The sequence below is a fragment of the Shewanella sp. ENK2 genome (assembly GCF_043568515.1).
GTDB lineage: Bacteria > Pseudomonadota > Gammaproteobacteria > Enterobacterales > Shewanellaceae > Shewanella > Shewanella japonica.
This window is the reverse complement of record NZ_CP171406.1, coordinates 2,070,311-2,094,499: the sequence shown is the minus strand read 5'-3', so window position 1 is coordinate 2,094,499 and position 24,189 is coordinate 2,070,311. Positions and strand designations below refer to the sequence as shown.

The 24,189-nt window shown below is 42.1% G+C and carries 20 protein-coding genes and 2 pseudogenes; 14 read left to right on the top strand and 8 right to left on the bottom strand.

Annotation, left to right across the window (positions count from 1 at the left end):
* The first annotated feature begins 54 nt into the window (after positions 1-54).
* From bioH to ACGEDC_RS09300, 3 genes are all read left to right on the top strand, one after another.
* Positions 55-849: a pimeloyl-ACP methyl ester esterase BioH gene (gene bioH, locus ACGEDC_RS09310; protein ID WP_394497828.1), complete on the top strand. Its 795-nt coding sequence runs from the start codon at positions 55-57 to the stop codon at positions 847-849.
* 66 nt (positions 850-915) lie between these two features.
* Positions 916-1,437, top strand: coding sequence for a hypothetical protein (locus tag ACGEDC_RS09305; RefSeq protein WP_394497826.1), 522 nt, complete (start codon positions 916-918; stop codon positions 1,435-1,437).
* Between the two features lie 173 nt (positions 1,438-1,610).
* Positions 1,611-2,537, top strand: coding sequence for a hypothetical protein (locus ACGEDC_RS09300; protein WP_065110211.1), 927 nt, complete (start codon positions 1,611-1,613; stop codon positions 2,535-2,537).
* 66 nt (positions 2,538-2,603) lie between these two features.
* Here the strand turns inward: ACGEDC_RS09300 and ACGEDC_RS09295 are convergent, their stop codons facing one another.
* Both ACGEDC_RS09295 and ACGEDC_RS09290 read right to left on the bottom strand, forming a co-directional pair.
* Positions 2,604-4,961, bottom strand: coding sequence for a Tex family protein (locus tag ACGEDC_RS09295; RefSeq protein WP_394497823.1), 2,358 nt, complete (start codon positions 4,959-4,961; stop codon positions 2,604-2,606).
* 469 nt (positions 4,962-5,430) lie between these two features.
* Entirely contained in the window at positions 5,431-6,363 is a 933-nt protein-coding gene (locus tag ACGEDC_RS09290; protein WP_080914582.1) for a helix-turn-helix transcriptional regulator, read from the bottom strand.
* Positions 6,364-6,556: 193 nt separating this feature from the next.
* Between ACGEDC_RS09290 and ACGEDC_RS09285 the strand changes: the two genes are divergently transcribed.
* From ACGEDC_RS09285 to envZ, 10 genes and pseudogenes are all read left to right on the top strand, one after another.
* On the top strand, positions 6,557-7,504 hold the full coding sequence (locus ACGEDC_RS09285; RefSeq protein ID WP_394497821.1) for a DmsE family decaheme c-type cytochrome: 948 nt from the start codon (positions 6,557-6,559) through the stop codon (positions 7,502-7,504).
* Positions 7,505-7,518: 14 nt separating this feature from the next.
* Positions 7,519-9,506 (top strand): annotated as a pseudogene (locus ACGEDC_RS09280) (MtrB/PioB family decaheme-associated outer membrane protein).
* A 46-nt stretch (positions 9,507-9,552) separates the two neighbouring features.
* Positions 9,553-12,066 carry a DMSO/selenate family reductase complex A subunit gene (locus tag ACGEDC_RS09275; RefSeq protein ID WP_055025969.1) on the top strand — a complete coding sequence of 838 codons (2,514 nt, stop codon included), beginning with the start codon at positions 9,553-9,555 and terminating at the stop codon, positions 12,064-12,066.
* A 12-nt stretch (positions 12,067-12,078) separates the two neighbouring features.
* Complete coding sequence (locus tag ACGEDC_RS09270) at positions 12,079-12,759, top strand: DMSO/selenate family reductase complex B subunit (RefSeq protein ID WP_055025968.1); 681 nt, start codon at positions 12,079-12,081, stop codon at positions 12,757-12,759.
* A 50-nt stretch (positions 12,760-12,809) separates the two neighbouring features.
* Positions 12,810-13,496, top strand: a complete 687-nt coding sequence (locus ACGEDC_RS09265) for a TorD/DmsD family molecular chaperone (protein ID WP_394497818.1) — start codon at positions 12,810-12,812, stop codon at positions 13,494-13,496.
* Between the two features lie 44 nt (positions 13,497-13,540).
* On the top strand, positions 13,541-14,059 hold the full coding sequence (locus tag ACGEDC_RS09260; RefSeq protein WP_394497816.1) for a hypothetical protein: 519 nt from the start codon (positions 13,541-13,543) through the stop codon (positions 14,057-14,059).
* A gap of 98 nt (positions 14,060-14,157) precedes the next feature.
* A complete protein-coding gene (gene greB, locus ACGEDC_RS09255; RefSeq protein WP_055025965.1) occupies positions 14,158-14,637 on the top strand; it encodes a transcription elongation factor GreB in 480 nt (159 codons plus the stop codon).
* Positions 14,638-14,816: 179 nt separating this feature from the next.
* On the top strand, positions 14,817-15,599 hold the full coding sequence (locus tag ACGEDC_RS09250; RefSeq protein ID WP_394497813.1) for a hypothetical protein: 783 nt from the start codon (positions 14,817-14,819) through the stop codon (positions 15,597-15,599).
* Positions 15,600-15,795: 196 nt separating this feature from the next.
* Positions 15,796-16,521 carry a two-component system response regulator OmpR gene (gene ompR, locus ACGEDC_RS09245; RefSeq protein WP_055025963.1) on the top strand — a complete coding sequence of 242 codons (726 nt, stop codon included), beginning with the start codon at positions 15,796-15,798 and terminating at the stop codon, positions 16,519-16,521.
* A 42-nt stretch (positions 16,522-16,563) separates the two neighbouring features.
* Positions 16,564-17,886, top strand: a complete 1,323-nt coding sequence (gene envZ / locus ACGEDC_RS09240) for a two-component system sensor histidine kinase EnvZ (protein WP_055025962.1) — start codon at positions 16,564-16,566, stop codon at positions 17,884-17,886.
* Positions 17,887-17,984: 98 nt separating this feature from the next.
* Here the strand turns inward: envZ and hmpA are convergent, their stop codons facing one another.
* The 5 genes and pseudogenes from hmpA to ACGEDC_RS09215 all read right to left on the bottom strand — a co-directional run bounded on the left by hmpA (position 17,985) and on the right by ACGEDC_RS09215 (position 23,126).
* On the bottom strand, positions 17,985-19,178 hold the full coding sequence (gene hmpA / locus ACGEDC_RS09235) for an NO-inducible flavohemoprotein (protein ID WP_394497810.1): 1,194 nt from the start codon (positions 19,176-19,178) through the stop codon (positions 17,985-17,987).
* 291 nt (positions 19,179-19,469) lie between these two features.
* Positions 19,470-19,942: pseudogene (locus ACGEDC_RS09230) on the bottom strand (peroxiredoxin).
* Positions 19,943-20,125: 183 nt separating this feature from the next.
* Complete coding sequence (locus ACGEDC_RS09225; protein WP_055025959.1) at positions 20,126-20,662, bottom strand: DUF2937 family protein; 537 nt, start codon at positions 20,660-20,662, stop codon at positions 20,126-20,128.
* A gap of 33 nt (positions 20,663-20,695) precedes the next feature.
* Positions 20,696-21,577 (bottom strand): LysR family transcriptional regulator, encoded by an 882-nt coding sequence (locus ACGEDC_RS09220; RefSeq protein ID WP_055025958.1) that lies wholly within the window; start codon positions 21,575-21,577, stop codon positions 20,696-20,698.
* A gap of 622 nt (positions 21,578-22,199) precedes the next feature.
* On the bottom strand, positions 22,200-23,126 hold the full coding sequence (locus ACGEDC_RS09215; RefSeq protein WP_065110222.1) for a permease: 927 nt from the start codon (positions 23,124-23,126) through the stop codon (positions 22,200-22,202).
* 124 nt (positions 23,127-23,250) lie between these two features.
* Here ACGEDC_RS09215 and ACGEDC_RS09210 point away from each other — a divergent pair, with 124 nt between their 5' ends.
* Positions 23,251-23,577 carry an ArsR/SmtB family transcription factor gene (locus ACGEDC_RS09210; RefSeq protein ID WP_080914574.1) on the top strand — a complete coding sequence of 109 codons (327 nt, stop codon included), beginning with the start codon at positions 23,251-23,253 and terminating at the stop codon, positions 23,575-23,577.
* Positions 23,578-23,605: 28 nt separating this feature from the next.
* On the opposite strand, the gene ACGEDC_RS09205 is transcribed toward ACGEDC_RS09210, so the two are convergent.
* Positions 23,606-24,139, bottom strand: coding sequence for a dihydrofolate reductase family protein (locus tag ACGEDC_RS09205; protein ID WP_055025954.1), 534 nt, complete (start codon positions 24,137-24,139; stop codon positions 23,606-23,608).
* Positions 24,140-24,189: the final 50 nt, after the last annotated feature.

The window sequence follows — 24,189 nt, the reverse complement described above, 5'->3', positions numbered from 1 at the left end:
TCCTTATCCTGTATGGCACTTACTTGTCTGTATCGTGATGATTTGAGGTAACCTTTGCAGCCCACTTTTTCTAAGCTACACGTTCACACTATTGGTGAAGGCCAAGATCTAATACTGCTTCATGGCTGGGGAGTTAACTCAGCCGTATTTCATCCTTTAGCAACGGCTTTGGAACAGTATAGAGTGCATTTTGTCGACCTGCCGGGCTTTGGCGATAGTGAAGCCAACGAAGGCGATCTCAACGCATGGGCTGAACAACTTGCTCACCAATTACCGCAGCAGGCAATTTGGTTAGGTTGGTCACTGGGTGGGCTGGTAGCCACTCAGGTTGCAATTAATCACCCTCACTCAGTTAAAGCCTTAATCACGGTTGCGTCATCACCTTGCTTTATGGCGCAGCAACCAAATAACGATGAGCAAAGCTGGCCAGGTATTGCCCCTAAGGTGTTGGCACAATTTTCGGAGCAACTCAGCATAAACTTAGCTAAAACCGTGGAGCGCTTTTTAGCGATTCAAGCAATGGGAAGTGATTCAGCCAAAGATGACATTGGCATGATAAAGAAACTGGTATTAGCAAAGCCCTTACCTAGTCAGCCAGTACTTGATCAAGGTTTAGGGATGCTTCGTACCGTAGATTTGCGTTCGCAGTTACATCTAATTCAGCAGCCATGGTTACGAATTTGGGGCAAATGTGACAGTTTAGTTCCAAAAAAGATCATCTCTATTTTACCGCAAGCAACAAGTATAAAAGACGTTATTCACAATAAAGCATCCCATGCGCCGTTCATTTCACATACAGATGATTTTTTGAACGAATTATGTACTTGGATCAATAAACATACAGACTAGCGCTATAAAACCACTTTAATATTGACTATAATTTGTACGTTATTATTCAATATCTAAGTGAGTTTTATGCTGGTTGTCACTAATTATCCCCAAGTACCGATAGCAACAAGTAACGTTGCGACGGATCTTGCGCGCGCGGATAATCAGCAAGCCAAGCCTATTCTGCCACCACAAGAGTTGTCTAAAGCCTACCAAGAGCGGGCGTATAATCAGCAAAATGAACGGTTAACTCGCCACGAATTACTCGATCAAAAACAGCAGCAAAAACAATCTGCCGAGCAACAGCAAACGCAGCAACAAACCTTGGGACCTAAAGGTATTTTTCCACAACTATTACGAGTGGCAGCCAATAGTAACCCAACGATTCAACGTCGTGATATTCAGCAAAAAAACCCAAATAACCCGAATGTTGAAACAGATAAAATCAGCGACAATAATAATAGCCGAGCGATTCAAAGCTTGTTACTTCATGATGCTAACCAAGAACAAGAGCAAGCATTTTATGAGCAACTAGGTGAACGAGTCGGTCAGTTTTATCAGCAGCAAACAACGCCTGCTGAGCAAAGCCAACTATTCGCGTTAGTCTAAATCCTGCTTTACCTACCTTAGCTTAAACGCAACAACATGACTTGGTAACGCCATGAAATATTGATCGTTATCAAGCAAATTTTGCTTTTGTATCTTGTAAATATTGAGTATTGGTAACTATTTAATTATATTGAATAAGCTAATATTCTGAAGGACTCAGTCAAGGCACTCTTTTGTCATTATTTAAGTACATACTAGTCATTGTTGTTACTTACCTATTTAGCTATTTCACAATAGCTCCCTTTGCCGTTGCCAAAGATATTATCATTCTCAATCAGCCAGCCTCTGCCAATGATATGCGTTACCATTACAGCTATGAGTTAATGCAGCTGATACTTGAAAACACCGAAGATGATTTTGGCGAATGGGAAATCACCCACTCTCCAATCTTTATGACCCGTGATCGGATTTTGACAGAAATGGTCGATGGCGAGCTCATTAACGTCATTGCAGAAGCCATAAAACCCGCTTGGAATGAAAAGCTGATTCCGATAAGAGTGCCTATTCGTAAAGGTATCCAGGGTTTTAGAGTTTTCATTATCAAAAAACAAACTCAAGCCCAATTTTCCAAGATCAAAACCATTGAACAACTCAAACAAATCCCAACTGGCAGCGGCATACATTGGTCAACAAGACTGGCATTTGAAAAAGCCGGGTTTGACGTGGTTGTCGGTTCAAGTTACGACGGTTTATTTCATATGCTAGACAAAGGCCGCTTTGAAAGTTTTGGCCGTGGAGTTAATGAAGCGCCAGCCGAGTTAAGTTCATTTAAAGTTAAATTTGCAGATTTAGTGCTAGATGAAAATGTGCTGCTACATATTCCGTTAGCGACCTTCTTTTATGTTTCACCCGATGAGCCACAACTGGCTAAGCGGATCGAGGTCGGCATTAAACGTATTATGGCAAACGGCCAATTCGATAACACATTTTACCGCCAGTACTGCCAAGAGTTGATCTCATCAAAGCTCAGTGAACGACGCATATTCAGTATCGAAAACCCGTTAATGGATCCCAAGCTTCTAGCTGAAATGCAACAAGCTAACTACTTGTTATCGCCATACACTCATTTTGATGAAGCCTGCTCAGGTTACCTTCCATAAAAAAAGCCCTTAACCTAAAGCTAAGGGCTTAATCATTGATTTTAAATCGTTAATACATCAGCTAATTTACTTTTTTAGCTTAGCAAAGGCATCAGCAAATGCATTACCCATTGCCGCATTGGCAGGCGCTTTAGTTTGTTTACGCTGACCGCCATTATGCTTGTTTGCAGCATGTTTAGCGCCACTTGGCTTATGACCTGAACCCGTCTTAGCGTTAGACTGAGGTTTAGATTTATTCGCTGCTTGTAATGGCTCGTCTAATCGCATACTTAACGCAATACGGCGACGTTCAACATCCACTTCCATGACCTTAACTTTAACCACATCACCCGCTTTCACAATCGTGTGTGGATCGCTGACAAACTTGTCTGTCAATGAAGAGATATGCACTAAACCATCTTGATGTACCCCCACATCCACGAAAGCACCGAAGTTGGTCACATTGGTCACAACCCCTTCGAGGATCATTTCGAGTTTAAGATCTTTTAACTCTTCAACCCCTTCTTTAAAGCTCGCTGTCTTGAACTCACCACGAGGGTCCCGTCCAGGTTTATCAAGCTCGGCTAAAATGTCGGTAATGGTCGGTAAACCAAATTCCTCAGTGACAAATTCAGCGGCATTAAGCTGCGCTAATAATTCACTGTTACCCATTAGCTGTTCAACCGTCTGCTGTTTAGCTGTAGCAATGGTTTCCACTAACTTATAGGCCTCAGGGTGAACTGCTGAGCCATCTAATGGATTTTTTGCATGACGAATGCGTAAGAAACCTGCTGCTTGTTCATAAGCTTTAGGGCCTAAACGAGCCACTTTTAGCAACTGTTTACGCGACTCAAACTGACCGTTCTCATCGCGGTAACTGACCACATTTTTAGCCAAGGTTTTATTCAAACCTGCCACTTGAGCCAGTAATGGCGCAGACGCCATGTTCAAGTCGACACCAACACCATTTACACAGTCTTCTACGACGGCCTCAAGTGAACTTGATAGCTGGCTTTGGCTCACATCGTGCTGATATTGACCTACACCAATAGATTTAGGCTCAATCTTAACTAACTCTGCTAGCGGATCTTGCAAACGACGAGCAATTGAAACTGCGCCACGAATCGAGACATCAAGATTAGGAAACTCTTCCGATGCTAATTCGGAAGCAGAATAGACTGAAGCGCCCGCTTCGCTAACCATCACTTTGGTTAAACTCGGGTGTGTTTCTTTCATAAAGCTAATCACTTCAGCAGCAAGTTTATCGGTCTCACGTGACGCTGTACCATTACCAATAGCAATGATGTCCACTTTATGCATTTTTATTAAGTTAGCCAGCGTACGGATAGACTTATCCCAGACATTTTGTGGAGCATGAGGGAATATCGTCGTGTGTGCGACAAATTTACCTGTGTTATCAACAATCGCAACTTTAACACCAGTACGAAGTCCAGGGTCGAGACCCATTGTGGCTTTAGCTCCAGCAGGTGCAGCCATCAATAAATCACCCAAGTTACGCGCAAATACATTAATCGCTTCCGCTTCAGCACGTTCACGCATTTGGCTAATGAACTCGGTTTCCATTTGCAAAGCAATTTTAATTCGCCAAGTGGCTGTCACCACTGTTTTAAGCCATTGATCGACACTCGAATCAGATAACTTTAAATTGAAATGATCAGCAATGATAACCACGCAATAACTGCTTTGTGCCACTTCTGCTTTAGGGTCTGCATTCATCGACAGACTCAGCACACCCTCATTGCGCCCTCTCAGCATCGCTAATGCGCGATGTGATGGCACCTTAGTTATGGCTTCAGTATGCTCAAAATAGTCACGGAATTTGGCACCTTCTTTTTCTTTACCTTTAACCATGCGACTTTCAAGCACAGCTTGTTGACTTAGGTGTTTACGAATTTTTTGCAGTAAGTCTGCATCTTCAGCAAAGCGCTCCATTAATATAAATCGAGCACCATCTAATACGGCTTTGGTATCCCCAAAGCCAGCCTCTGCATTCACAAACTCAGCGGCTTTGCTTTCTAAATCCGCTTGGCGATTCGTCAATAAAAAATCAGCTAGCGGTAGCAAACCTGCTTCGATAGCAATCTGGCCTTTAGTACGGCGCTTAGGTTTGTAAGGTAGGTAGAGATCTTCAAGACGTGTTTTACTATCAGCAGTATTGATCGCTTGTTGCAAAGCAGGCGTAAGCTTACCTTGGGTTTCAATGCTAGAAAGAATCACTTGTCTTCTTTCTGCCAGTTCACGTAAGTAGCCTAAACGACTATCGAGTGTTCTTAACTGAGCATCATCTAATCCCCCTGTCGCTTCTTTACGGTATCGAGCAACAAACGGGACGGTGGAGCCATCATCAAGTAACGCAATGGTATCTGAAACTTGTTGCTCACGGACATTCAATTCCTGAGCGATAATCTGAGCAATACTTAGCATAAAAGGTCTTATTCGGCGTTGAATAACAAATATCGCCCAAAGATAGCATAACCTGCTTAAAACGTTTATTGAGAAAGTGAATTTTTACAGGGTATTTTCAACCTAAATAGGATGACAGCTCAGTTTAACGGTAACTTAGCTCGGTTTTTTAGGCATTAGCAAAGCGACACAATGGACTAAATTCTTAAAACAGAACAATCAAAATACAGGTTCGTATCAATTTTTAATTTACCGCTAGTAGACTTACTTTTATCAGGGTTATAAAAAACAATGAGTTATTTTAGTTAATGAAAATTTAAAACGAGGGAGTCAATAAATAAAAACCAATTTATACCCACAAAGAGGTATCTTATTTACCTTTATTTATTTGGTATTATTTAAAATAAAAAATATACTAACAAAGGGCCGTAAATGATAACCATTATCAAATGTAACATTTGATACATTTATTTATTTACAAAAAATAAACTTATTTATCGTTAATTCGACTGACATATTCAGAAGGGCAACATCCAACATTATTAGAAAAGTGACGACTAAATATTGCCAAGCTTTTAAAACCACACTCATATGCAGTAACTTTTATATTATCTTGGTTCTTCTTTAATACTAATTTTAATCTATTTGCTTTCACTTCTTTAATGATATCTTTGACACAAAGACCCATAGATTTCACTTCTCGCTGCAAGCTTCGTGTCGACATTCCTAACGCAATAGCTAATGTATCAACAGATAACTCAGCTGGAATCATACTCTTAGCTGCCGCATGAATCCTGTCCAAGCTAGTAATCGTTTCAATGCATAATGGCCTAATATCATACTGCTTACCTGGCGTTTTTTTGGCAAAAATTGACAGGTTCTGACAGTTGAATTTAACATTTTCTAAAATGGCAACATTGTAACCGTAAAAACCACACTCAAACGGTAACTCAATGATTATATTACCATTTACTTCTTTGTGGAAATTCAATATTTGCATCACTGAGAGATAAACAAATAGGTCATCATACTTAGAAGCACGTTCAATAGGATTACGCTTAGCCACTAGGCCAATGTAATCCCCCGCATCAATAGTAACCCAATTTAGATCAGATACTTGGCTATAAAACATTGTGAAATCAATCAATTTCTGAGCGATATCGACATCATCAGATAAGTCTATTTTAGTAAACTCAGTTACCCTTTTAACAAAATACTTCGCTAAATTCAGAAAGAAATAAGGGTCTTCAATATTATTCTCAATATAATTTAATAATTTGGTTATTATATTTATGCCAACCCATTCTGTGTCATTAAAATATTTAAAATGGGCAAATTCCACCGGCAAATGAAAATCAATACTATTACAGTATTCACAAACAAGTTTTGTGTGAATTGCAGGTCTGCATTTATATTTTATCATTTGGGGAACTTTTTAAATAAAGGAACTATTGGAAAATATATTTTAGTTTTTTTGCTACCTATGATGTAGATTTAGATCACAAATGTCGTTTTTTGATAATCACTATTCTTAGATCTGAAATCCCCTCTTCTTTAAAATACCTCCAATTGATTACTCCATTTTTATTTAAGATTTAATAAGGTCAGGTGACATTATGAATTGGTGTCGAAACTTAATCGCATCTATCAGTGTAACCCTTTACTTGTGCTCATTTGGTGTCGCTGCTGCGCCATGGGATGACATGACAGGTGAAGAGGTTTCTCAAAAACTCGTTGAGAAGTTCGCTGAAGGTAAGTATTCCCCTAAAGGAGCAGACAGCTGCTTAATGTGTCACCAACGTACCGAAGGTGTTACCGACATCTTTAAAGGCGCACATGGCGACTTAACCAGTAAAGACTCACCAATGGCTGGACTGCAATGTGAAGCCTGTCATGGCCCTCAAGGCAACCACAATCGTGGCGGCAAAGAGCCCATGATCCAATTTGGTAAAGACAGCAAATTAGATGCACCAACTCAAAATACCGTTTGCCAAGGTTGTCATAACGACCCACAGCAAATGGCATGGCATAGCAGCACTCACAATCTTGAAGAGATTGCTTGCGCCGATTGTCACGTGGTACATGCTGCTAAAGACCCAGCCTTAGACAAGTTAACCGTTAATGACACCTGTACTAGCTGCCACACTCGTGAAAAAGCTGACATGAACAAGCGCTCATCTCATCCAATGAAATGGGATCAAATGACCTGTATTGATTGTCACTCTCCACATGGTTCTATGTCTGAAAGCGCCCTAAACAAGCCAACAGTCAATGACACTTGTTACAGCTGTCATGCTGAAAAGCGTGGCCCAATGCTATGGGAACATGCACCTGTGACTGAAAACTGTGTCACGTGTCATAACCCACATGGCAGCGTTAACGAAGGCATGCTAAACAATCGTGCACCACAACTATGTCAGCAATGTCACGCTGATGACGGTCACGCAAGTCGCGTTGTTCTTCAACCTGGAATGGATGCCTTTGGCGGTGGAAAAAGCTGTTTGAACTGTCATAGCCAAATCCATGGTTCTAACCACCCAGCCGGCAGCTTGCTGCAGCGCTAATTAGGAGCCATAACATGAACTTTAAACTGAATTTAATTACTGCTTCTTTATTAGTTGCATCAGCGCCAGCAATGGCGGCAAACTTTGCCGTCGGTAATGCCAATACTGAAAACCTTAATCAAGAGAAGTATGAGTGTAAGCGCTGCACCAACTCAATGGGTTATAGCGGTAGTGTCGATATTTCTGCAGGCTACATCGACAGTGATGATGTCCATGCTGCTAATGCACTAGGCACAGACCAAGATGGTTTTGTTACTGCACTGAGCGGCGATATTGAATACCAAGATGAAAACGGCTACCAAGCACGTGCTCAAGCTCATCAACTGGGATTTGAAAACAGCAGCGCTAGCATTAGTGTAGGCCAAAAAGGCTTATTTAATGTCGATGCTGATTATTCATTATTAACCACTTACCAGTCCGGTGATGCCCAAAGTAACTTATACTACGACGATGGCATGATGACGCCTGATGTACCGTACGTATTTGAGTTATCTCAGCAACGTGAAAAAGTGGGTATCGGCGCCGATTTCAACCAAGACTTTTATCAAGCCTATGTGCGTTTCGACTCTGAAGATAAAACCGGTTATAAAAGCAGTAGTTTAGTGAGCCCAGGTCCAATTAACTTTGGTCAACGTGTTGATTCAACCACTGACTCATTCACCGCTGGCGCAGCACTCACCGGCGATAACTGGTTAACTGAATTAAGTTATTTTGGCAGTCAGTATAAAAACAATACTGACAACCTAAGCTTACCAACTGAATACGATGTGTATGCTGCAACCCCAGATAATCAAGCACACCAAGTATCGTTATCGGGTCAGTACCAGCTAGACCGCACTGTCATGTCAGGTCGTTTCATTGTCGGTCGTATGATCCAAGATGACGATTTGATTCAAGTGGCAGGCAACCCAATTCAAAACTGGGACGGCGAAGTCGATACCACAGATGCAAACTTCCGCATCACTTCTATGCTCAACAACCGTTTACGCCTTGGTGGTAGTTACGACTACAGCAATCGTGAAAACAACAGTTCAGTCTTTGAATTCCAACAATACAACTTCGATAGTGTCAGTGGCACATTCAAAGAAAACGTCGCCACGGATATTGAGCGCTCAACCTTTAAAGTGAACGCCAGCTACCGCATTGCTAGCGGCTACCGCTTACAAGCTGGCTATGATCGCAAAGACATCGAACGCACTTACAGCGAACGTGAACAAACCAATGAAGGTAGCTTATGGGCAAAACTGTCTATTCGTGCCATCGACAATTTCACTATCGATCTAAAAGCAGGTCACAGTAATCGTGGCGGCTCTGAGTATCAAGCAACAGAGCTAACGTCGAGCGAAGAAAACTCACTGATGCGTAAATACTATTTAGCAGACAGAGAGCGCAACGAAGTTGAGCTGCGAGTTAGCCACACTCCCTTGACTGGTTAAGCATCGACTTGACAGGTCGTTATGCCAAAGACGATTACGATGACACTGTTATTGGTTTAACAGAATCAGAAGATTACAGCTACGACATCAATCTTAATATGCAACTAACGAAGCAGTTCTCTGCTTACGGTTTTGCAGGTCAGCAATGGATTAACTCTGCTCAAGCAGGCAGCCAAAGCTACAGCAGTCCAGATTGGTACGCTGATATTGAAGATAAATTTATCAACCTAGGTGCTGGCGTAAGTTATGGCGGCCTAATGGAAGACAAGCTGACACTGGGTGCTGATTACTTATTCAGTAACTCAAGCAGTGACACTTATGTCACCGCAGATGGCACCAGCCCATATGGGGATTACTACTCATATAACCATAGCGCTAGCCTTTACGCTAACTATGCCTTGAGTGATGACATGGCATTAAAGCTGACCTACAGCTACGAACGCTATTACGACACCGATGACGCTCAAATGACCCCTGACCAAGTGCCAGGCATGGTTACCCTGGGCGAGCTTAATCACAATTATAACGCCCATCAAATCATGCTGAATTTCAGCTATGTGCTGTAGTCGTTTAACAAACGTGCTGAATTTATTTTAGTAAGAGGAAATAATAATGGAACGCAGAAGTTTCTTAAAAATGAGTGCTGCATTGGGTTGTGCTGCAACAGTAACGGGCTGTAATTCAAGCTCAAAAGATGCTGAGCCACTACCGCCGCAACCACCTGTTGATGAAGCACTAACTTGGTCTGCATGTCTCGTTAACTGTGGCTCAAACTGCCCAGTTAAAGTATATAGCCGCGACGGGATGATTACCCGCGTTGAGACGGACCATGAAGTAGAAGATGTTTACGGTATGCACCAAGTTCGTGCTTGTGCCCGTGGCCGCTCACTACGTCAACGTACTTACGCATTAGATCGCTTAAAATCACCGATGAAACGTGTTGGTGAACGTGGCGAAGGTAAATTCGTTCCAATCACTTGGGATGAAGCAGCTGAAACGATTGGTAGCAAATTAAACTCAGTGATCGCTGAGCACGGTAACAAAGCAATTTTCAGAAGCTACGGCTCTGGCGCTTACTACGGCTTTGCATCAAATGGCTGTTTTAACCGTTTATTCAACCTAGTTGGTGGTTGTTTACAATACTTCGGTAACTATTCTTGGGCACAACAAACTGAAGCTGCTAAGCATACCTTTGGTACTGGCAGTACATCAGGTTCTGCAACTGTCACTTTAGAAAGCAGTGACTTTTTACTGGGTTTTGCTTACAACCCAAGTGAAATTCGTCAATCAGGCTCTGGCGAAGGTTATGACTACTTACAGGCATTGCAACGTGCAAATGGCCTTAAAGTCACCATGATTGACCCTCGTTACACTGACTCAATGACGGGTAAAGAATCATCTTGGTTACCAATCCGTCCAGGTACGGATGCTGCATTAGCAGAAGCAATTGCTTACTTGATGATCAGCTCAGGCTGGGTTGATGCAAACTCTATCGACTTCATCAACAAGAACAGTGTCGGTTATGACGCAGCGTCAATTGAAGCGCAAAAGCAAATCTTCTTAAACAGTGGCGATGCGAAGAAAATCGAATACGCTGCTGCGATGGATTCAGAAGAGAACTACCACGATTACATCATGGGCCAAGGCAAGTTCGCTGACCGTGAAGCACGCACTCCTGAGTGGGCAGCAAAAATCACTGGTATTTCTGAAGCTAACATTAAGAAAGTCGCTGATGACTTAATGGCATCTGAAAAGCCATACATCATTGCTGGCGCTGGTGTTAACCGCCAAGCTAACGGTGAGCAAACCGTTCGTGCTATCTACATGCTAGGTGTATTAGCCGGTAAATTAGGTCGTGAAGGTTCATCAAACGGTGAGCTACCAAACATGACTAACATGTTCCGTGGTTCTATCCCAACAGGCACTAACCCAGTGAAAGAAAAAATCTCTTTCTTCACTTGGTCAGAAGCGATTCACAATGGCGAAACCATGACGGCACGTACCCACGGTATTACGGGTACTGATGATTTAGATACGCCACTTGGTACTAACATCAAAGTGATCATTTCAGCATCAGACAGCTCGCTATTAAACCAGCATGCTGACATCAACGGCACTGCAGAAATCTTAAAAGATGAAAGCGGGGTTGAACTGATTGTTTCTTGTGATTGTTGGATGACACCAGGCGCTAAATTTGCCGACATCATCATTCCTGATACCTCTTGGTTAGAATCTAACGACTTAGTTGATGATTCTTACGCTTCAGGTGCAATGGGTTACATCACAGCAATGAAAGCTGCAGTAGACCCAATTTGGGACTGTAAGTCTATGTACCAAGTTGCAGCATTAATCGCTGAAAAAATGGGTGTTGGTGCTGAGTTTACTGAAGGTAAAACTGAAGACGAATGGCTAGAAGAGCTATACCAACAAACCCGTGAAAACAGCAAAAACTTAGGTGTGAGCCCTGCGTTCCCGTCAACTTACAAAGAAGCACAAGAAATTGGTTTCTTCCGTAAGAACATGGAAAACCGCAACGTTGCACTACAAGGTTTTGTTAATGGCGGTGAAGCACTAGGTACGCCATCAGGCAAAATCGAAATTCATTCTGCAGAACTTGCATGGCGCGCGGCTAACTGGGAACAAAACAAAGTTAAAGGCGACACCATCACTGCTATCCCTCAGTACACAGTAACGTGGGACGGTTATGAAGATGAAGACACTAAAGAAGATTACCCACTGCAATTAGCGGGCTATCACACTAAAGGTCGTACTCACTCTAGCTACCATAACGTACCTTGGTTACGTGAAGCAGTTGAAGATGCAGTATGGATGAACGCTATTGATGCACAACAATACGGCGTTGCTTCTGGCGACAAAGTAGAAATGTATAACGATCGTGGTTCAATTGAAGTTGTAGTACGTGTTACTCCTCGTGTTGTACCGGGTGTTGTAGCTCTTGGTCAAGGTGCTTGGTTCTTACCAGATCCAAACGGCCGTACTGGCTCAACAGGTAAAGTGGTTGATATTGGTGGCGCAATTAACTCGCTAACCAAATACATGCCTAGCCCAGTGGCTAAAGGTAATCCACAACACACTAACCGTGTTCAAATTCGTAAAGTTTTATAAGGGAGCGCTACAATGAGCGATGCTATCCAATATAGTTTTTATGTCGATTCGACTAAATGTACAGGGTGTAAAGCCTGCCATATCTCTTGTAAAGACAGACAAGGTGAGCAAATCCGTAATGCCACTAAGCCAGTTGAAAATGGCGTGCCAAGCCTAAACGGCGTTAACTGGCGTCGTGTTTACGAATACGGTGGCGGTACATGGAATGTTGACCCTGCAACAGGTACTTTTGAGCAAGACGTATTTGCTTACTACATGTCTGTAGGTTGTAACCACTGTAGCGAGCCTGTTTGTGTTAAAGCTTGTCCTACTGGTGCGATGCACAAACGTCGTGAAGACGGTTTAGTGCTTGTAGCAGAAGAGCTATGTATTGCATGTGAAAGCTGTTCTCGTGCTTGTCCATACGATGCGCCGCAACTTGATCAAGAACGTAAAGTGATGACCAAGTGTGACGGTTGTTATGACCGTTTAGCTGAAGGCCGTAAGCCAGTGTGTGTTGAGTCTTGCCCATTACGTGCACTAGACTTTGATACAACAGAAAACATTCAAGCTAAGTATGGTTCAGGTGACGGTCATATTGCACCATTACCAAACCCATCAATCACTACCCCGAACTTGATCATCAAAGCGAATCGCAATGGTCAACCAGCAGGTGGCGGTGCGGGTAATATCTTGAACCCGAAAGAAGTCTAATCAGATCTGGCAGTGGTCATTAACCACTGCCCTTTTTGAGGAAAAGTAACATGAGTATTGAACAGTCAGTTGAACAGTTATGTGAATACCAAGCCGTAGCCCGTATTCTGCATAACCTTTTTTGTCATTATCCTGAAGCAGAGCTTATTGCAAACTTCAAAGACAATGACGTTGCTGCTACTTGGCCTGAATTTGCCAATCGCAGTGACAATCAACAAGGACGTGACGCTCTAACAGCGTACCTCAATCAATGGGATGAATCTGAGCACCTAATGGACTTAAAAGTTGACTATGGTCAGCTATTTTTCGGTCCAGGTGAACCTAAAGCGATACCACAAGGCTCTGCTTACTTAGGTGAAGATCAAGTACATTTTGATGCATCAACTATCGCATTAATTGATTTTTACAAGCAGTACGGCGTGAGTTTCGAACTTGAGATGCCACAACCCGTTGATCATATTGGCTTGTTCTTTAGCGTATTAGATTCAAGTTTTGCCCAACTCGTTGAGGCTAAAACCAATCCTGAATCTGATGTCGATGAGCAGCAATTAACCCAGTTTATTCAGGTGTTGTTACAGCAACACATGCTACCTTGGGCGGGTCGCTGTTTAGCATTAGCGAAAACCAATGCAGAAACCGGTTTTTATCTGGCCATTGCGCTATTGGCTAATGACTATTTAGCTGAGCTTACTGACGCATTTAAGGTTATACCAATGCCAAGAAAGCTATTCAGATAAACGCCGTTTTATACTCATATCATGTTGTTTTCGTAGGAGTTGTTATGTCAGTCATTCACGCAATGGGCGCACAGTGGGATAAGGCCGAGTGGTCGCATCAACTGGTCGCATTCTGGCAGCAAGATACCTACGTTAACAGCCTTTTTGCAGGCGCAACGAATGCCACAACCACAGCTAATCTAGTCGCCGCATTAATCGACCCATCTCGTCGTATCTCTTGCGAACAAGCTAAGTTCGATACCCCAGCAGTGTTTAGCGCATTATTCGACTGTTTTTTGCTGTTATTTGTCAAAGAAATCAACAGTAACAACCTGACTCAAGCAGAAGCCTTAATCATTCAAATTACTGAGCACTACGCCAAGCAGTGTCTCAAACAAGCTGACGAGTTAGCCGCCAAATCACACACCGACAACGATGCTTTGCAAAACAACCAGCAAACTCAAGGCACTGATACTAGACTCGCTGTGATATGTCATCAAAGTCAAAAAGTCATCTCTGCAATGGATCAGTTAGCACAGCTGCGTCAACAACGTCGTAGTCAAAGCCGCAATATGGGCAGCTAACAACAGACTCGTATCGACTTAAGTGTCGACAACGGCATTCCTTTTAGGTAATTTCACTCATAAGCAATAACTCACCATCAGATTGAGTACACACCCAAGTGAAAACCAACCTCATCACCCCTGAAGGGATGACCAAACTCAAAAAAGAACTGAATTACCTGTGGCGAGAATACCGCCCAGAGATCACCAAAAAAGTTACCTGGGCAGCCAGCCTTGGCGATCGCAGTGAAAATGCAGATTACAAAGAAAATAAACGCCTGCTTCGTCAAATAGATGGCCGAGTTCGTTTTTTACGTAAACGTATCGAAACGTTAAAAGTCGTCGAATATGCCCCCGAACAAGAAGGAAAAGTATTCTTCGGAGCCTGGGTGGAAATTGAAAACGATGACGGCAAGCTACTCACTTTTAGAATTGTCGGCCCCGACGAAATCTACGGCGATGCCAAAGGCTATATCTCAATTGACTCCCCCATGGCACGCGCCTTACTGAAAAAAGAAGTCGACGACGATGCTGTCGTTCCAACACCAACAGGCCCACAAGATTGGTATATCAATAAAATATCTTATACAGCTTTATAGGTAGAGTTGATAACCATAAAGGAATAGAACAAAGCCCCATTTAGGCGCATCCACCAAGATTAATAAGACTTTGAGTCGATTTAACTGGCATAAGTTTGCGCAATAGCGCTCATTTACTAAACTTGAGATCCTGTTTTTTATCTCTATTGTTTTTTGAGTGGCATAAAAATGGAGCTTTTATGTATGGGCAATGGTTAGTGCGATTTAACAAGAGCATCGTCTGCATATTGCTCGTTTGTTGTGGGGTGGCCAACGCCTCGCCACCGTCTCATATTGTGGGTAACTGGCTTAGTCAACAAACCGATCACATTGAAATTTTACAAATCAACGATGACCTCAGTTACTTACAGATTGGTCTAGACCTGCAGGCACCAGATAACAGTTTTGCCGAATGGGGTTACTTTAATTTGTCTAACACGAAAGCGTTTTCTGAATTGCCGCTTTCTATCAGCTTTAATCCGACATTTAGCAATAATCCAACCAAAGGCTTTATCACCTTACTCACCCAACGAAATCAAAGCCATGTGTACCTCAACAGTGATGCCTCTCGCTTACAATTAAACATGGACACCTTAGGTGATAACTCAATTGATAACGTGATTGAGTACCAACAATTAGAACCAAGAGAAATTGAAGGCTATTGGTACAACCAAGACTATGACGATCTTTATGCAGTCCTAATGCTAGAAAATGGCCTTTATGTGCAACTGCAAATCAACTTTGAACATGATGACGAACTGACAGGGATGGAGTGGGGCCAATATCAACACCAATCAGACTCTGGGGAAGTGTATTTTCAAACTCAATATGACGACAATCAACAAACAGGTTTTAGTCGTTATGGAGAAATCGCCTCAGCGGCCTATAATGTCAAATTACATGATGACCAATTAATCTTTCTACTGGATCACAACGAAGATGGCATCATAGATACTTTTTCACGATTAATGCGCAAAAACTGATTTAGTTACAATTTCCAAAAATCAAATCCACTTCATTATTTATAAATAATTTCATAGACTTAATTGTCATTATTAGTCATATTATCCTTGTTCTGCCATAATCGACTGTAACACCTCTTGTTTGCACTCTAATAAACTCGCTATATTGAACTGATTAATGGTATTTAGCGCCGAAATTTAGACTAAAGGATATTTCATGGGCCAGGAAACATCTAAAATTCTCGTTGTCGATGATGACATGCGACTCAGATCATTATTGGAACGCTATTTACTTGAGCAAGGGTATCAAGTGCGAAGCGCTGCCAATGCTGAACAAATGGATCGTTTATTAGAACGTGAAAACTTTCACCTTTTAGTGCTTGATTTAATGCTTCCGGGTGAAGATGGACTCTCTATCTGCCGACGCTTACGTCAGCAAGAAAACCCTATCCCTATTGTGATGCTGACAGCCAAAGGCGATGAAGTAGACCGCATTATTGGTTTAGAGTTAGGCGCAGATGATTACCTGCCAAAACCATTTAATCCTCGTGAATTACTTGCCCGTATTAAAGCCGTTATGCGCCGTCAAACCACGGAAGTACCTGGTGCACCAGCTCAGCAAGAAGAAGTCATCAGCTTTGGTGATTTTTCATTGAACCTTGCCACTCGTGAAATGTTCCACGACGATAAGAGTATTGCACTGACTTCGGGTGAGTTTGCTGTGCTTAAAGTATTGGTATCACATCCAAGAGAGCCATTATCTCGTGACAAACTGATGAACCTTGCTCGAGGCCGTGATTACTCAGCACTCGAGCGCTCCATTGACGTTCAAGTCTCAAGATTACGTCGCTTAATTGAAGTCGACGCGGCTAATCCACGCTATATTCAAACTGTGTGGGGCTTGGGTTATGTGTTTGTGCCTGATGGCACCGCAAGAGGGTAACTCCCCATTAGCCAGAGTAAATCCATTAGCCCGCCAACGGCAATTAAACTGAAGTGGTGGCAGCGTTTTCTGCCACGCAACTCTTTCAGTCAAACCGTTCTCTTGATTGGTAGTTTGCTGCTTATCAATCAGCTAGTGTCATACTTATCTGTCACTGTATATTTCATCAAACCTAGCTACGAACAAATTAACCAACTGATTGCCCGTCAGATTAATTTGTTGTTCATCGATGGCGTCACGATTAGCCGTGAACACCTCACCATGGTCGATGCCCTCAATGCAAAAGTACGCCACGATGAAATGAAAATCTACAATCAACAAGATGCCATCAAAGCAGGGCTTGATAGTGCAACGTATTATGGCTTCTTGTCTGAGCAAATGTCGCAATACTTAGGTGGCGAGGCTGAAGTTCGCTTTTCCCAAGGAACGCAATTACAAGTTTGGATCCGACCACCACAAGCACCCACCTTGTGGATAAAAGTGCCGCTTACTGGCCTCAATGAAAATGATCTCTCTCCACTGACTCTATACTTATTAGTGATTGGTGCATTAAGTGTCGCAGGAGGCTGGATATTCGCTCGACGGTTAAATCGACCGTTAAAACGCCTACAACAAGCAGCGGTGACAGTTTCCAAAGGTGAGTTTCCAAAACCTTTACCATTAAGTGGCTCATCTGAAATCGTTGAAGTGACCCACGCTTTTAACCAAATGTCTCATAGCATGAAGCAATTGGAGCAAGACAGAGCCTTGTTGATGGCAGGGATCTCGCACGATTTACGCACCCCGCTGACACGCATTCGTCTTGCCTCAGAGATGATGGTCGATGAGGACAAGTATCTTCAAGAAGGTATTATTAATGATATCGAGGATATGGATGACATCATTAAGCAATTTATTGCTTATGTTCGTCATGATCAAGAAAGCGTGCGCGAGCCGAATCAGATTAATCGCTTAATCCAAGAAATTAGCCAGCAAGAGGTTAATCGTGATGGTGAAATCGAGTTAGATTTACAAGATTGTCCATTAGTGCCTTTTCAAAGTATCGCTATTAAACGAGTACTGAGTAATTTAGTCGAAAATGGCTTTCGCTATGGTGGCGGCTGGATAAAAATCAGCTCTAAACATAAGCCCAAATACGTCAGCTTTATTGTCGAAGACAATGGCCCTGGCATTAACGAAGCTAAAATCGATGAACTATTTCAACCATTCACCCAAGGCGACAGCGCCCGTGGCTCAGTGGGCTCTGGCCTAGGTTTAGCGATAGTAAAACGGATTATTGACCGCCACCACGGAAAAATTGAATTGAGTAATCGTCCAGAAGGCGGCTTAAAAGCACAAGTATGGTTGCCAATAGATAATAGTTAATGCTATTGAGCTTGTTGACTGCCCAAAGTTTGATACCAAAAAAGCGACTGCTATAGCGTAAATAGTGAGTCGCTTTTTCAGATTGGTTATTACTCTGTTTATAAGTCTGAATGTGGGCCAAACACTTCGTAATGAATTTGCGACTCTGGCACATTAAGCGCGAGTAACTGCTGCTTAATCGCCTTCATAAACCCAATAGGGCCACAGAAATAATACTGTGCATTTGGCACAATACGCTCAGCGATATTTTTCAGTGCAATAGTCCCCTCAAAATCAAAGTCTTCAGCGGGTAAATCTGTCGCTAATGGTTGACGATACCACACATAACTTTCAAGGTGAGTATTGGCATTGCGCTTAGCTTTTATCGCATCTTTAAAGCCATGCTGCGCACCGTCTTCACAGGCATGAACCCACGTAATATCTGCTTGGTGAGATTGAGACAATAACTGATTAAGCATACTCTTCATTGGTGTCACCCCCACTCCAGCAGACAGTAATACCACTGGCGTATCAGCTTGTGCAGAAAGTACAAAATCACCAGCTGGGGCTATAAGCTCAATCACATCACCAACATGATAATGATCATGCAGTAAATTTGAAGCTTTACCTTCCGCTTCACGCTTCACGCTTATGCGGTAGCTACTCCCGTTTGGCGCATCCGATAATGAGTATTGACGAATTTCAGTAAACTCAAGCTGTTCATGCTCAAGCGACACGCTTAAGTACTGTCCAGGCGTAAAATCGACAACCGATCCACCGTCCTCAGGCGTTAACAAAAATGAAGTAATCACTGAAGACTCTACTGTTTTAGCCTTTACAACAAAACGGCGCTTACCTTCCCAACCACCCGTTTTGGCAGCGGTTTGCTGATAAAGCTGCGCTTCTCGATTGATAAAAATATCCGCTAAAAAACCATATGCATTGCCCCATGCCGTCAATACTTCTTCGGTTACTGCATCACCGCCGAGTTCTTTAAGGGTCGCAAGTAGGTGACCACCAACAATGGCATATTGCTCAGGCTTAATTAAAAAACCTGTGTGTTTATGGGCTATACGCTCAACGGCAGCGCCAAGTGCTTCTAAGTTATCTATGTTTTTGGCATAGGCTGCCACGGCATTAAATAATGCAACTGGCTGACCGCCAGTGTGTTGATGAGCCAAGTTAAATACATCTTTTAACTCAGGATTATGTTCAAACATACGTTGATAAAAGTGTGTGGTTAGCGCTGGGCCTGCTGCTTCTAATAACGGAATCGTGCTCTTAACAACGTCTTTGGTATGCTGATCTAACATAAACAACCTCTAATATGTATTCAAAATGCATGTTTTAAAGGAATACTAAACATGTATTTGATTTAGATCAATGTATTTCAGATTAATTTGAATTTATCTAGCTCGTAAATATCATACTGGTAGCTGAAAGAGTTGACTCGATTGCACCAAGATCAAGAATCAGTGATGGCCCTAAAAATAAATTAATACAGTTATACGTTTACGACACAACTCTTGGATAAGGTGGATTAAATTTGAATAAAAAAGGCGACTATATCAGTCGCCTTTAAAAGCTAATCTCTCTCGTAATATTTACAAAACCGCTAATATCGCTTCTGCAGTACTGACTTCAAAAGATTTCGGCGCTTCAACATTCAAGGTCGTCACAACACCATTATCAACAACCATGGCATAACGTTGCGAACGAATACCGCCAAACCCAGCAGTATCCATATCTAGCCCTAATGCTTTGGTAAAGCTTGCATCGCCATCGGCGAGCATAGTCAGTTCAGAGGCATTTTGCGCCTCCCCCATGCTTTCATTACAAAGGCATCATTCACTGAAACACAGGCAATGACATCAACTCCTTTGGCTTTAAGCTGATCGGCATAAATCACAAAACCCGGTAAATGGGATTCTGAGCAAGTTGGCGTAAATGCACCAGGTACTGCAAACAACACCACTTTCTTATCAGCAAAAAAATCACTCACATTGTGATTGAGCATTCCGTCTGGTGTTAACTCAGATAAGATGCCTGCAGGTAATGTGTGTCCTTGTTCTATCATGGGATATCCTTAATCAAGTGAAATGATGATTAACATAATGACTAGCATAAAACGAAATCCTTCAAACAAACACCGAAGAATTGTATGGTTAATTTATCCAATAAACGTGAAAGTAGCCACTAAAGCACTCGCTGCTATTCTGGTATACTCGCTATGCTTCACTTAACTTCTCGTGGCTCTTTATTACTCGGTATTCATCTTAGCTTTAGGTTTCATCGCCCGATACGCATGTCGGCATCCTTTACCGCAGCCCACAAGACACAATTCACAAGCTAGGGATAATATAAAGCCAATGACTAAGCCTATAGCAATCGCTCTGGTGTCCAACATAATGGTATGGCTAAAATTTTGCCAAACCTCTTGGCGAATATCCTCTAATGGCTCGAAAGCCACTTGTTCAAAACCGCTGTAAGCGGTTTGGTTAAATTGATTTAAGGCGCCATTGAGTAATTGATACCGCTGATAAATGGCTTCAATACTGTCTCCGCCGGCATTGACAACTTGATCAGGGTTTTGTTGGTAATGCTGAATAAGCCGTTGGATATCACCCGCAAAAAACCGATCAGCATCTCGCTGAAATTGATCCAGACTTAATTTGGCTTCTTGAGTATGCGCTTGTAAACGTTGACCGTATTGATCGACAAAAGCAGGCACTTGCACCCCAAGCAGTACGCCACTAACAAACAAGATGAGCCGCAAATAATCCATTATCGATTTCATGTAAATGCCTTTAAAAAGTGTGAATGGCTTGGCTTATAACGTTAATTTAGGTTGGATAAAGTCAATGAAAGCAGAAATGCGCTTCGCCACAGAAGATGATTTATAATACACAGCATTGACCTGACGACAGCCAGCATTGACCAGTTTTTCAGACTCAAGCAAGGTCACTAACCGCCCTTCCTCAATATCTTTGTTCACCATAAACCCAGATAAACAGCCAATGCCATGGCCGGCTAACACCAATTGTCGAATGGTTTCTCCACTACTACATGTCATCGCAGGCACAGCTGTGTACCCGCCCTTTAGCGGCCATTGATTCAGCACTTTAGGCTCACTAAAACCGATTAAATTATGATAATTTAACTCACAAACCTGCTTTGGAATATCACGCTTTTGCAAGTATTCAGGTGTCGCCACGAAATACAACATACTGTGACCCAATAAGCGGGCATGCAAAGTAGAATCAGCAAGTTCACCAATACGAATAGCGACATCCGTGTGCTTTTCTAATAAGTCGACATAACCCTCGTTAGAGGTGATTTCTAATTCAATATCTGGATATGCCTCTTTGAATTCATGAATTAATGGGATTAATTGGTGAAATACAAATGGACTAGCTGCGTTAACTCGCAACCGTCCTTTGGGTAGATCGCCACGGCAAATCAAGTCATGCTCAGCTTGATTAAGGCATTGCAGCCCATTGCGAATAGACTCAACAAACTGACGACCTTCATCGGTTAAATCAACTCGTCGAGTGGTGCGGTTTAATATCGTCACGCCAAGTTGTTGCTCTATTCGACTAACAGAACGTGATACTCGTGCCACTTGAATATCCAAGTGCTCTGCCGCAGCTGAAAAACCGCCACTATCGACAACAGTAAGTAATATTTCTAAATCATCTGAACGTGTCAGCATGTCGTCTCCAGCAAGATTAACCGAATGGCAGATACCGTTTACAAATTGCGATAGCCATTAATAACGGCTTGGTGAATGCCTACGATTGTAGCAAGCCCATTAAAATCAGCTAGTAATAACGCTTATGTTATTAGGCTATACGGTGTAGTTGGCGCTATAGCATTAGCGATCAATATGGACATTACATTAAAGGATTAATACATGAAAGCCGCGATTATTGTCACCTTGTTACTGTCATCATCTACAATGGCAAGTTCCCCCTCTCAGAAGAGCTCACCGCTGAACAATTAGATATGGTGATTCAAATTTCCGTTAATCAAATGAAAGCGGATGATGAATTTACCAAAATGGCCAGCTGTGTAAATCAATCAAAAGCAAAGTAGAATCGGTATTTCGCGAGGTGATGCGCGCATGTGTTGAGAAACATATGCTAGAGGAAGATGATGAGAAAACCACGGCTTGTTTGGTATCTAATTTTTCGGAAAAACTCGGCGTATCAGCTGAAAAATTTACCGCCTGCTCCGAACAAGGGTAATCTAGATTAACTGTGATTGTTGTTACTAACATCATATAAAACGATGGGTAAAACCCTATTTACCCATCGTGAATGAGGTACCTGCCCTTAGAAAATGAATTGATATAAAAACCCTGCACTGATCGCCATTGAAATAATGACAAACAGAAATGCCGCAATCATTTGGTTTTTAAATATCGACTTAAGCAAAATCACTTCAGTTAAGCTCGCACCTGCACTGCCTATAATTAGCGCCATTACCGCACCTAATCCCATACCTTTTGCTGCAAGTGCTGCACTTAATGGGATCACCGCTTCTGCTCGAATGTATAACGGAATACCGATAACTGCTGCCACAGGAATGGCTAATGGATTATCTTCACTAGCGATACTTGCAACAAACTCTGTCGGCATAAATCCGTAAATTAATGAGCCAATGGCAATACCCCCTAACAGGTAAGGTAAAACCGTTTTAAAATCAGCCCATGTGCTGTTCCAAATCTTGCGCCACTTGCTTACAGGTACAGATTTAGCCCCACAACCACTCCCACAACCTTTTGACTCAGGTGCAATATAGGCTTCAGGTTTGACATATTTTTCAAACCCAAGCTTTTCAAGGGTAAAACCAGCAATGACAGATACGCCCATTGCCATCACAAAATAAAACAGTGTGACTTTCAAACCAAATGTCACTGCAAATAAACCAATAATGATTGGATTTAGCAGTGGGCTTGCAAATAAAAATACCATCATGGTGCCAAAGCCTGCTTTAGCACGCAGTAATCCTTTTAAAAACGGAATAGTTGAACAAGAACAAAATGGGGTAATGGCACCTAACAACCCAGCTACGACATAACCTCGGCCATTTTTACTGCTCAGAATCCGCTGAATTTTTTCTGGTGGAATGTATTGCTGTAATACGCCCACTAAATAACTAATAGCAATAAACAGAATCGTTAACTCAACGGCTAAGAACACAAACATGTCGAGTGTTTCTTTAATCATAGTGCTATCAACTGAATTGAAGTCGAACATAGTGTAAACCTTATATCTATATTTCTAGAATAATCGAAATATAAGTGATCTCACTAGATAGATCAATATATTTCTAGTATTATCGAAATATATTTTTGTTATACCGCTCCTAAGGAACTAAACAATGGAAATCGATACGGTTGCGAAAACACTAAAAGAATTAGGTCATCCAACAAGGTTAACCATATATAACAAAGTGATACGAGCAGGGTTTCAAGGTATTGCAGTGGGCAGTTTACAAGAAAGTCTCGGTATTCCAGGTTCAACCCTTTCACACCATATTGCCAGTTTAGCCTCTGCGGGGCTGATTTCTCAGCGACGTGAAGGGCGCACCTTATTTTGCGTTGCCGAATTTACCCAATTAGAGTCTGTCATCGTCTTTTTACAAAATGAATGCTGCGCCGATCAAACTTGCGGTGAAAAGCCCGTTATAGGCAAAACAAACGTATAATCAAAACAAATATATAGTCAAAATAAACCTATCGAACTCGTTTAAATTGATTAGTCACTAAGCAGCCAAGATGTTGTTGACTGCTTATATGTGTAAATTTAAGTGGTTCAGCTAAATCACCGAATAATGGAATACCACCACCAAGCAGCGTCGGTATAGTGGTAATGATTAACTCATCAATCATGTCGTGCTGCAAAAATTGTTGAATTGTCACACCACCATCAATATATAAGTCATTAAATCCCTTGGCGTTAAGCTCAGCGACCACTTGCGCAAGATCGCCTTTCACTAAAGACACCTTATTTGTCAATTCACTCGGGACTTCTGATAAGGTGCGACTCAACACGAATACGGGTTTGGTATAAGGCCAATCACAATCAAAGCTCAATACTTTTTCGAAGGTATTTCGTCCCATGACCAAGCCATCAATGCGTGCCATAAAGTCGCTAAACCCCATGTCAGACCCTTCTGGATTAGGCGTTTCATGAAGCCAATCAATGTTGTTATTTTTATCGGCAATATAGCCATCTAAACTCGTTGCAATAAATACGATATTTGCCATTGTGTCACCTCGATAATATTCACATGAGTGTAGCAAACTTATTCTGCAAA

Bases quoted from the DNA above. Each gene is read 5' to 3' on its own strand.
- ACGEDC_RS09270 (WP_055025968.1), top strand. From the start codon at position 12,079: ATGAGCGATGCTATCCAATATAGTTTTTATGTCGATTCGACTAAATGT.
- ACGEDC_RS09220 (WP_055025958.1), bottom strand. From the start codon at position 21,577: ATGCTGACACGTTCAGATGATTTAGAAATATTACTTACTGTTGTCGAT.
- ACGEDC_RS09290 (WP_080914582.1), bottom strand. From the start codon at position 6,363: ATGATAAAATATAAATGCAGACCTGCAATTCACACAAAACTTGTTTGT.
- ACGEDC_RS09205 (WP_055025954.1), bottom strand. From the start codon at position 24,139: ATGGCAAATATCGTATTTATTGCAACGAGTTTAGATGGCTATATTGCC.
- ACGEDC_RS09215 (WP_065110222.1), bottom strand. From the start codon at position 23,126: ATGTTCGACTTCAATTCAGTTGATAGCACTATGATTAAAGAAACACTC.
- ACGEDC_RS09210 (WP_080914574.1), top strand. From the start codon at position 23,251: ATGGAAATCGATACGGTTGCGAAAACACTAAAAGAATTAGGTCATCCA.
- ACGEDC_RS09305 (WP_394497826.1), top strand. From the start codon at position 916: ATGCTGGTTGTCACTAATTATCCCCAAGTACCGATAGCAACAAGTAAC.
- ACGEDC_RS09285 (WP_394497821.1), top strand. From the start codon at position 6,557: ATGAATTGGTGTCGAAACTTAATCGCATCTATCAGTGTAACCCTTTAC.
- ACGEDC_RS09265 (WP_394497818.1), top strand. From the start codon at position 12,810: ATGAGTATTGAACAGTCAGTTGAACAGTTATGTGAATACCAAGCCGTA.
- ACGEDC_RS09275 (WP_055025969.1), top strand. From the start codon at position 9,553: ATGGAACGCAGAAGTTTCTTAAAAATGAGTGCTGCATTGGGTTGTGCT.
- hmpA (WP_394497810.1), bottom strand. From the start codon at position 19,178: ATGTTAGATCAGCATACCAAAGACGTTGTTAAGAGCACGATTCCGTTA.
- ACGEDC_RS09295 (WP_394497823.1), bottom strand. From the start codon at position 4,961: ATGCTAAGTATTGCTCAGATTATCGCTCAGGAATTGAATGTCCGTGAG.
- ACGEDC_RS09225 (WP_055025959.1), bottom strand. From the start codon at position 20,662: ATGAAATCGATAATGGATTATTTGCGGCTCATCTTGTTTGTTAGTGGC.
- ACGEDC_RS09250 (WP_394497813.1), top strand. From the start codon at position 14,817: ATGTATGGGCAATGGTTAGTGCGATTTAACAAGAGCATCGTCTGCATA.
- ACGEDC_RS09260 (WP_394497816.1), top strand. From the start codon at position 13,541: ATGTCAGTCATTCACGCAATGGGCGCACAGTGGGATAAGGCCGAGTGG.
- ompR (WP_055025963.1), top strand. From the start codon at position 15,796: ATGGGCCAGGAAACATCTAAAATTCTCGTTGTCGATGATGACATGCGA.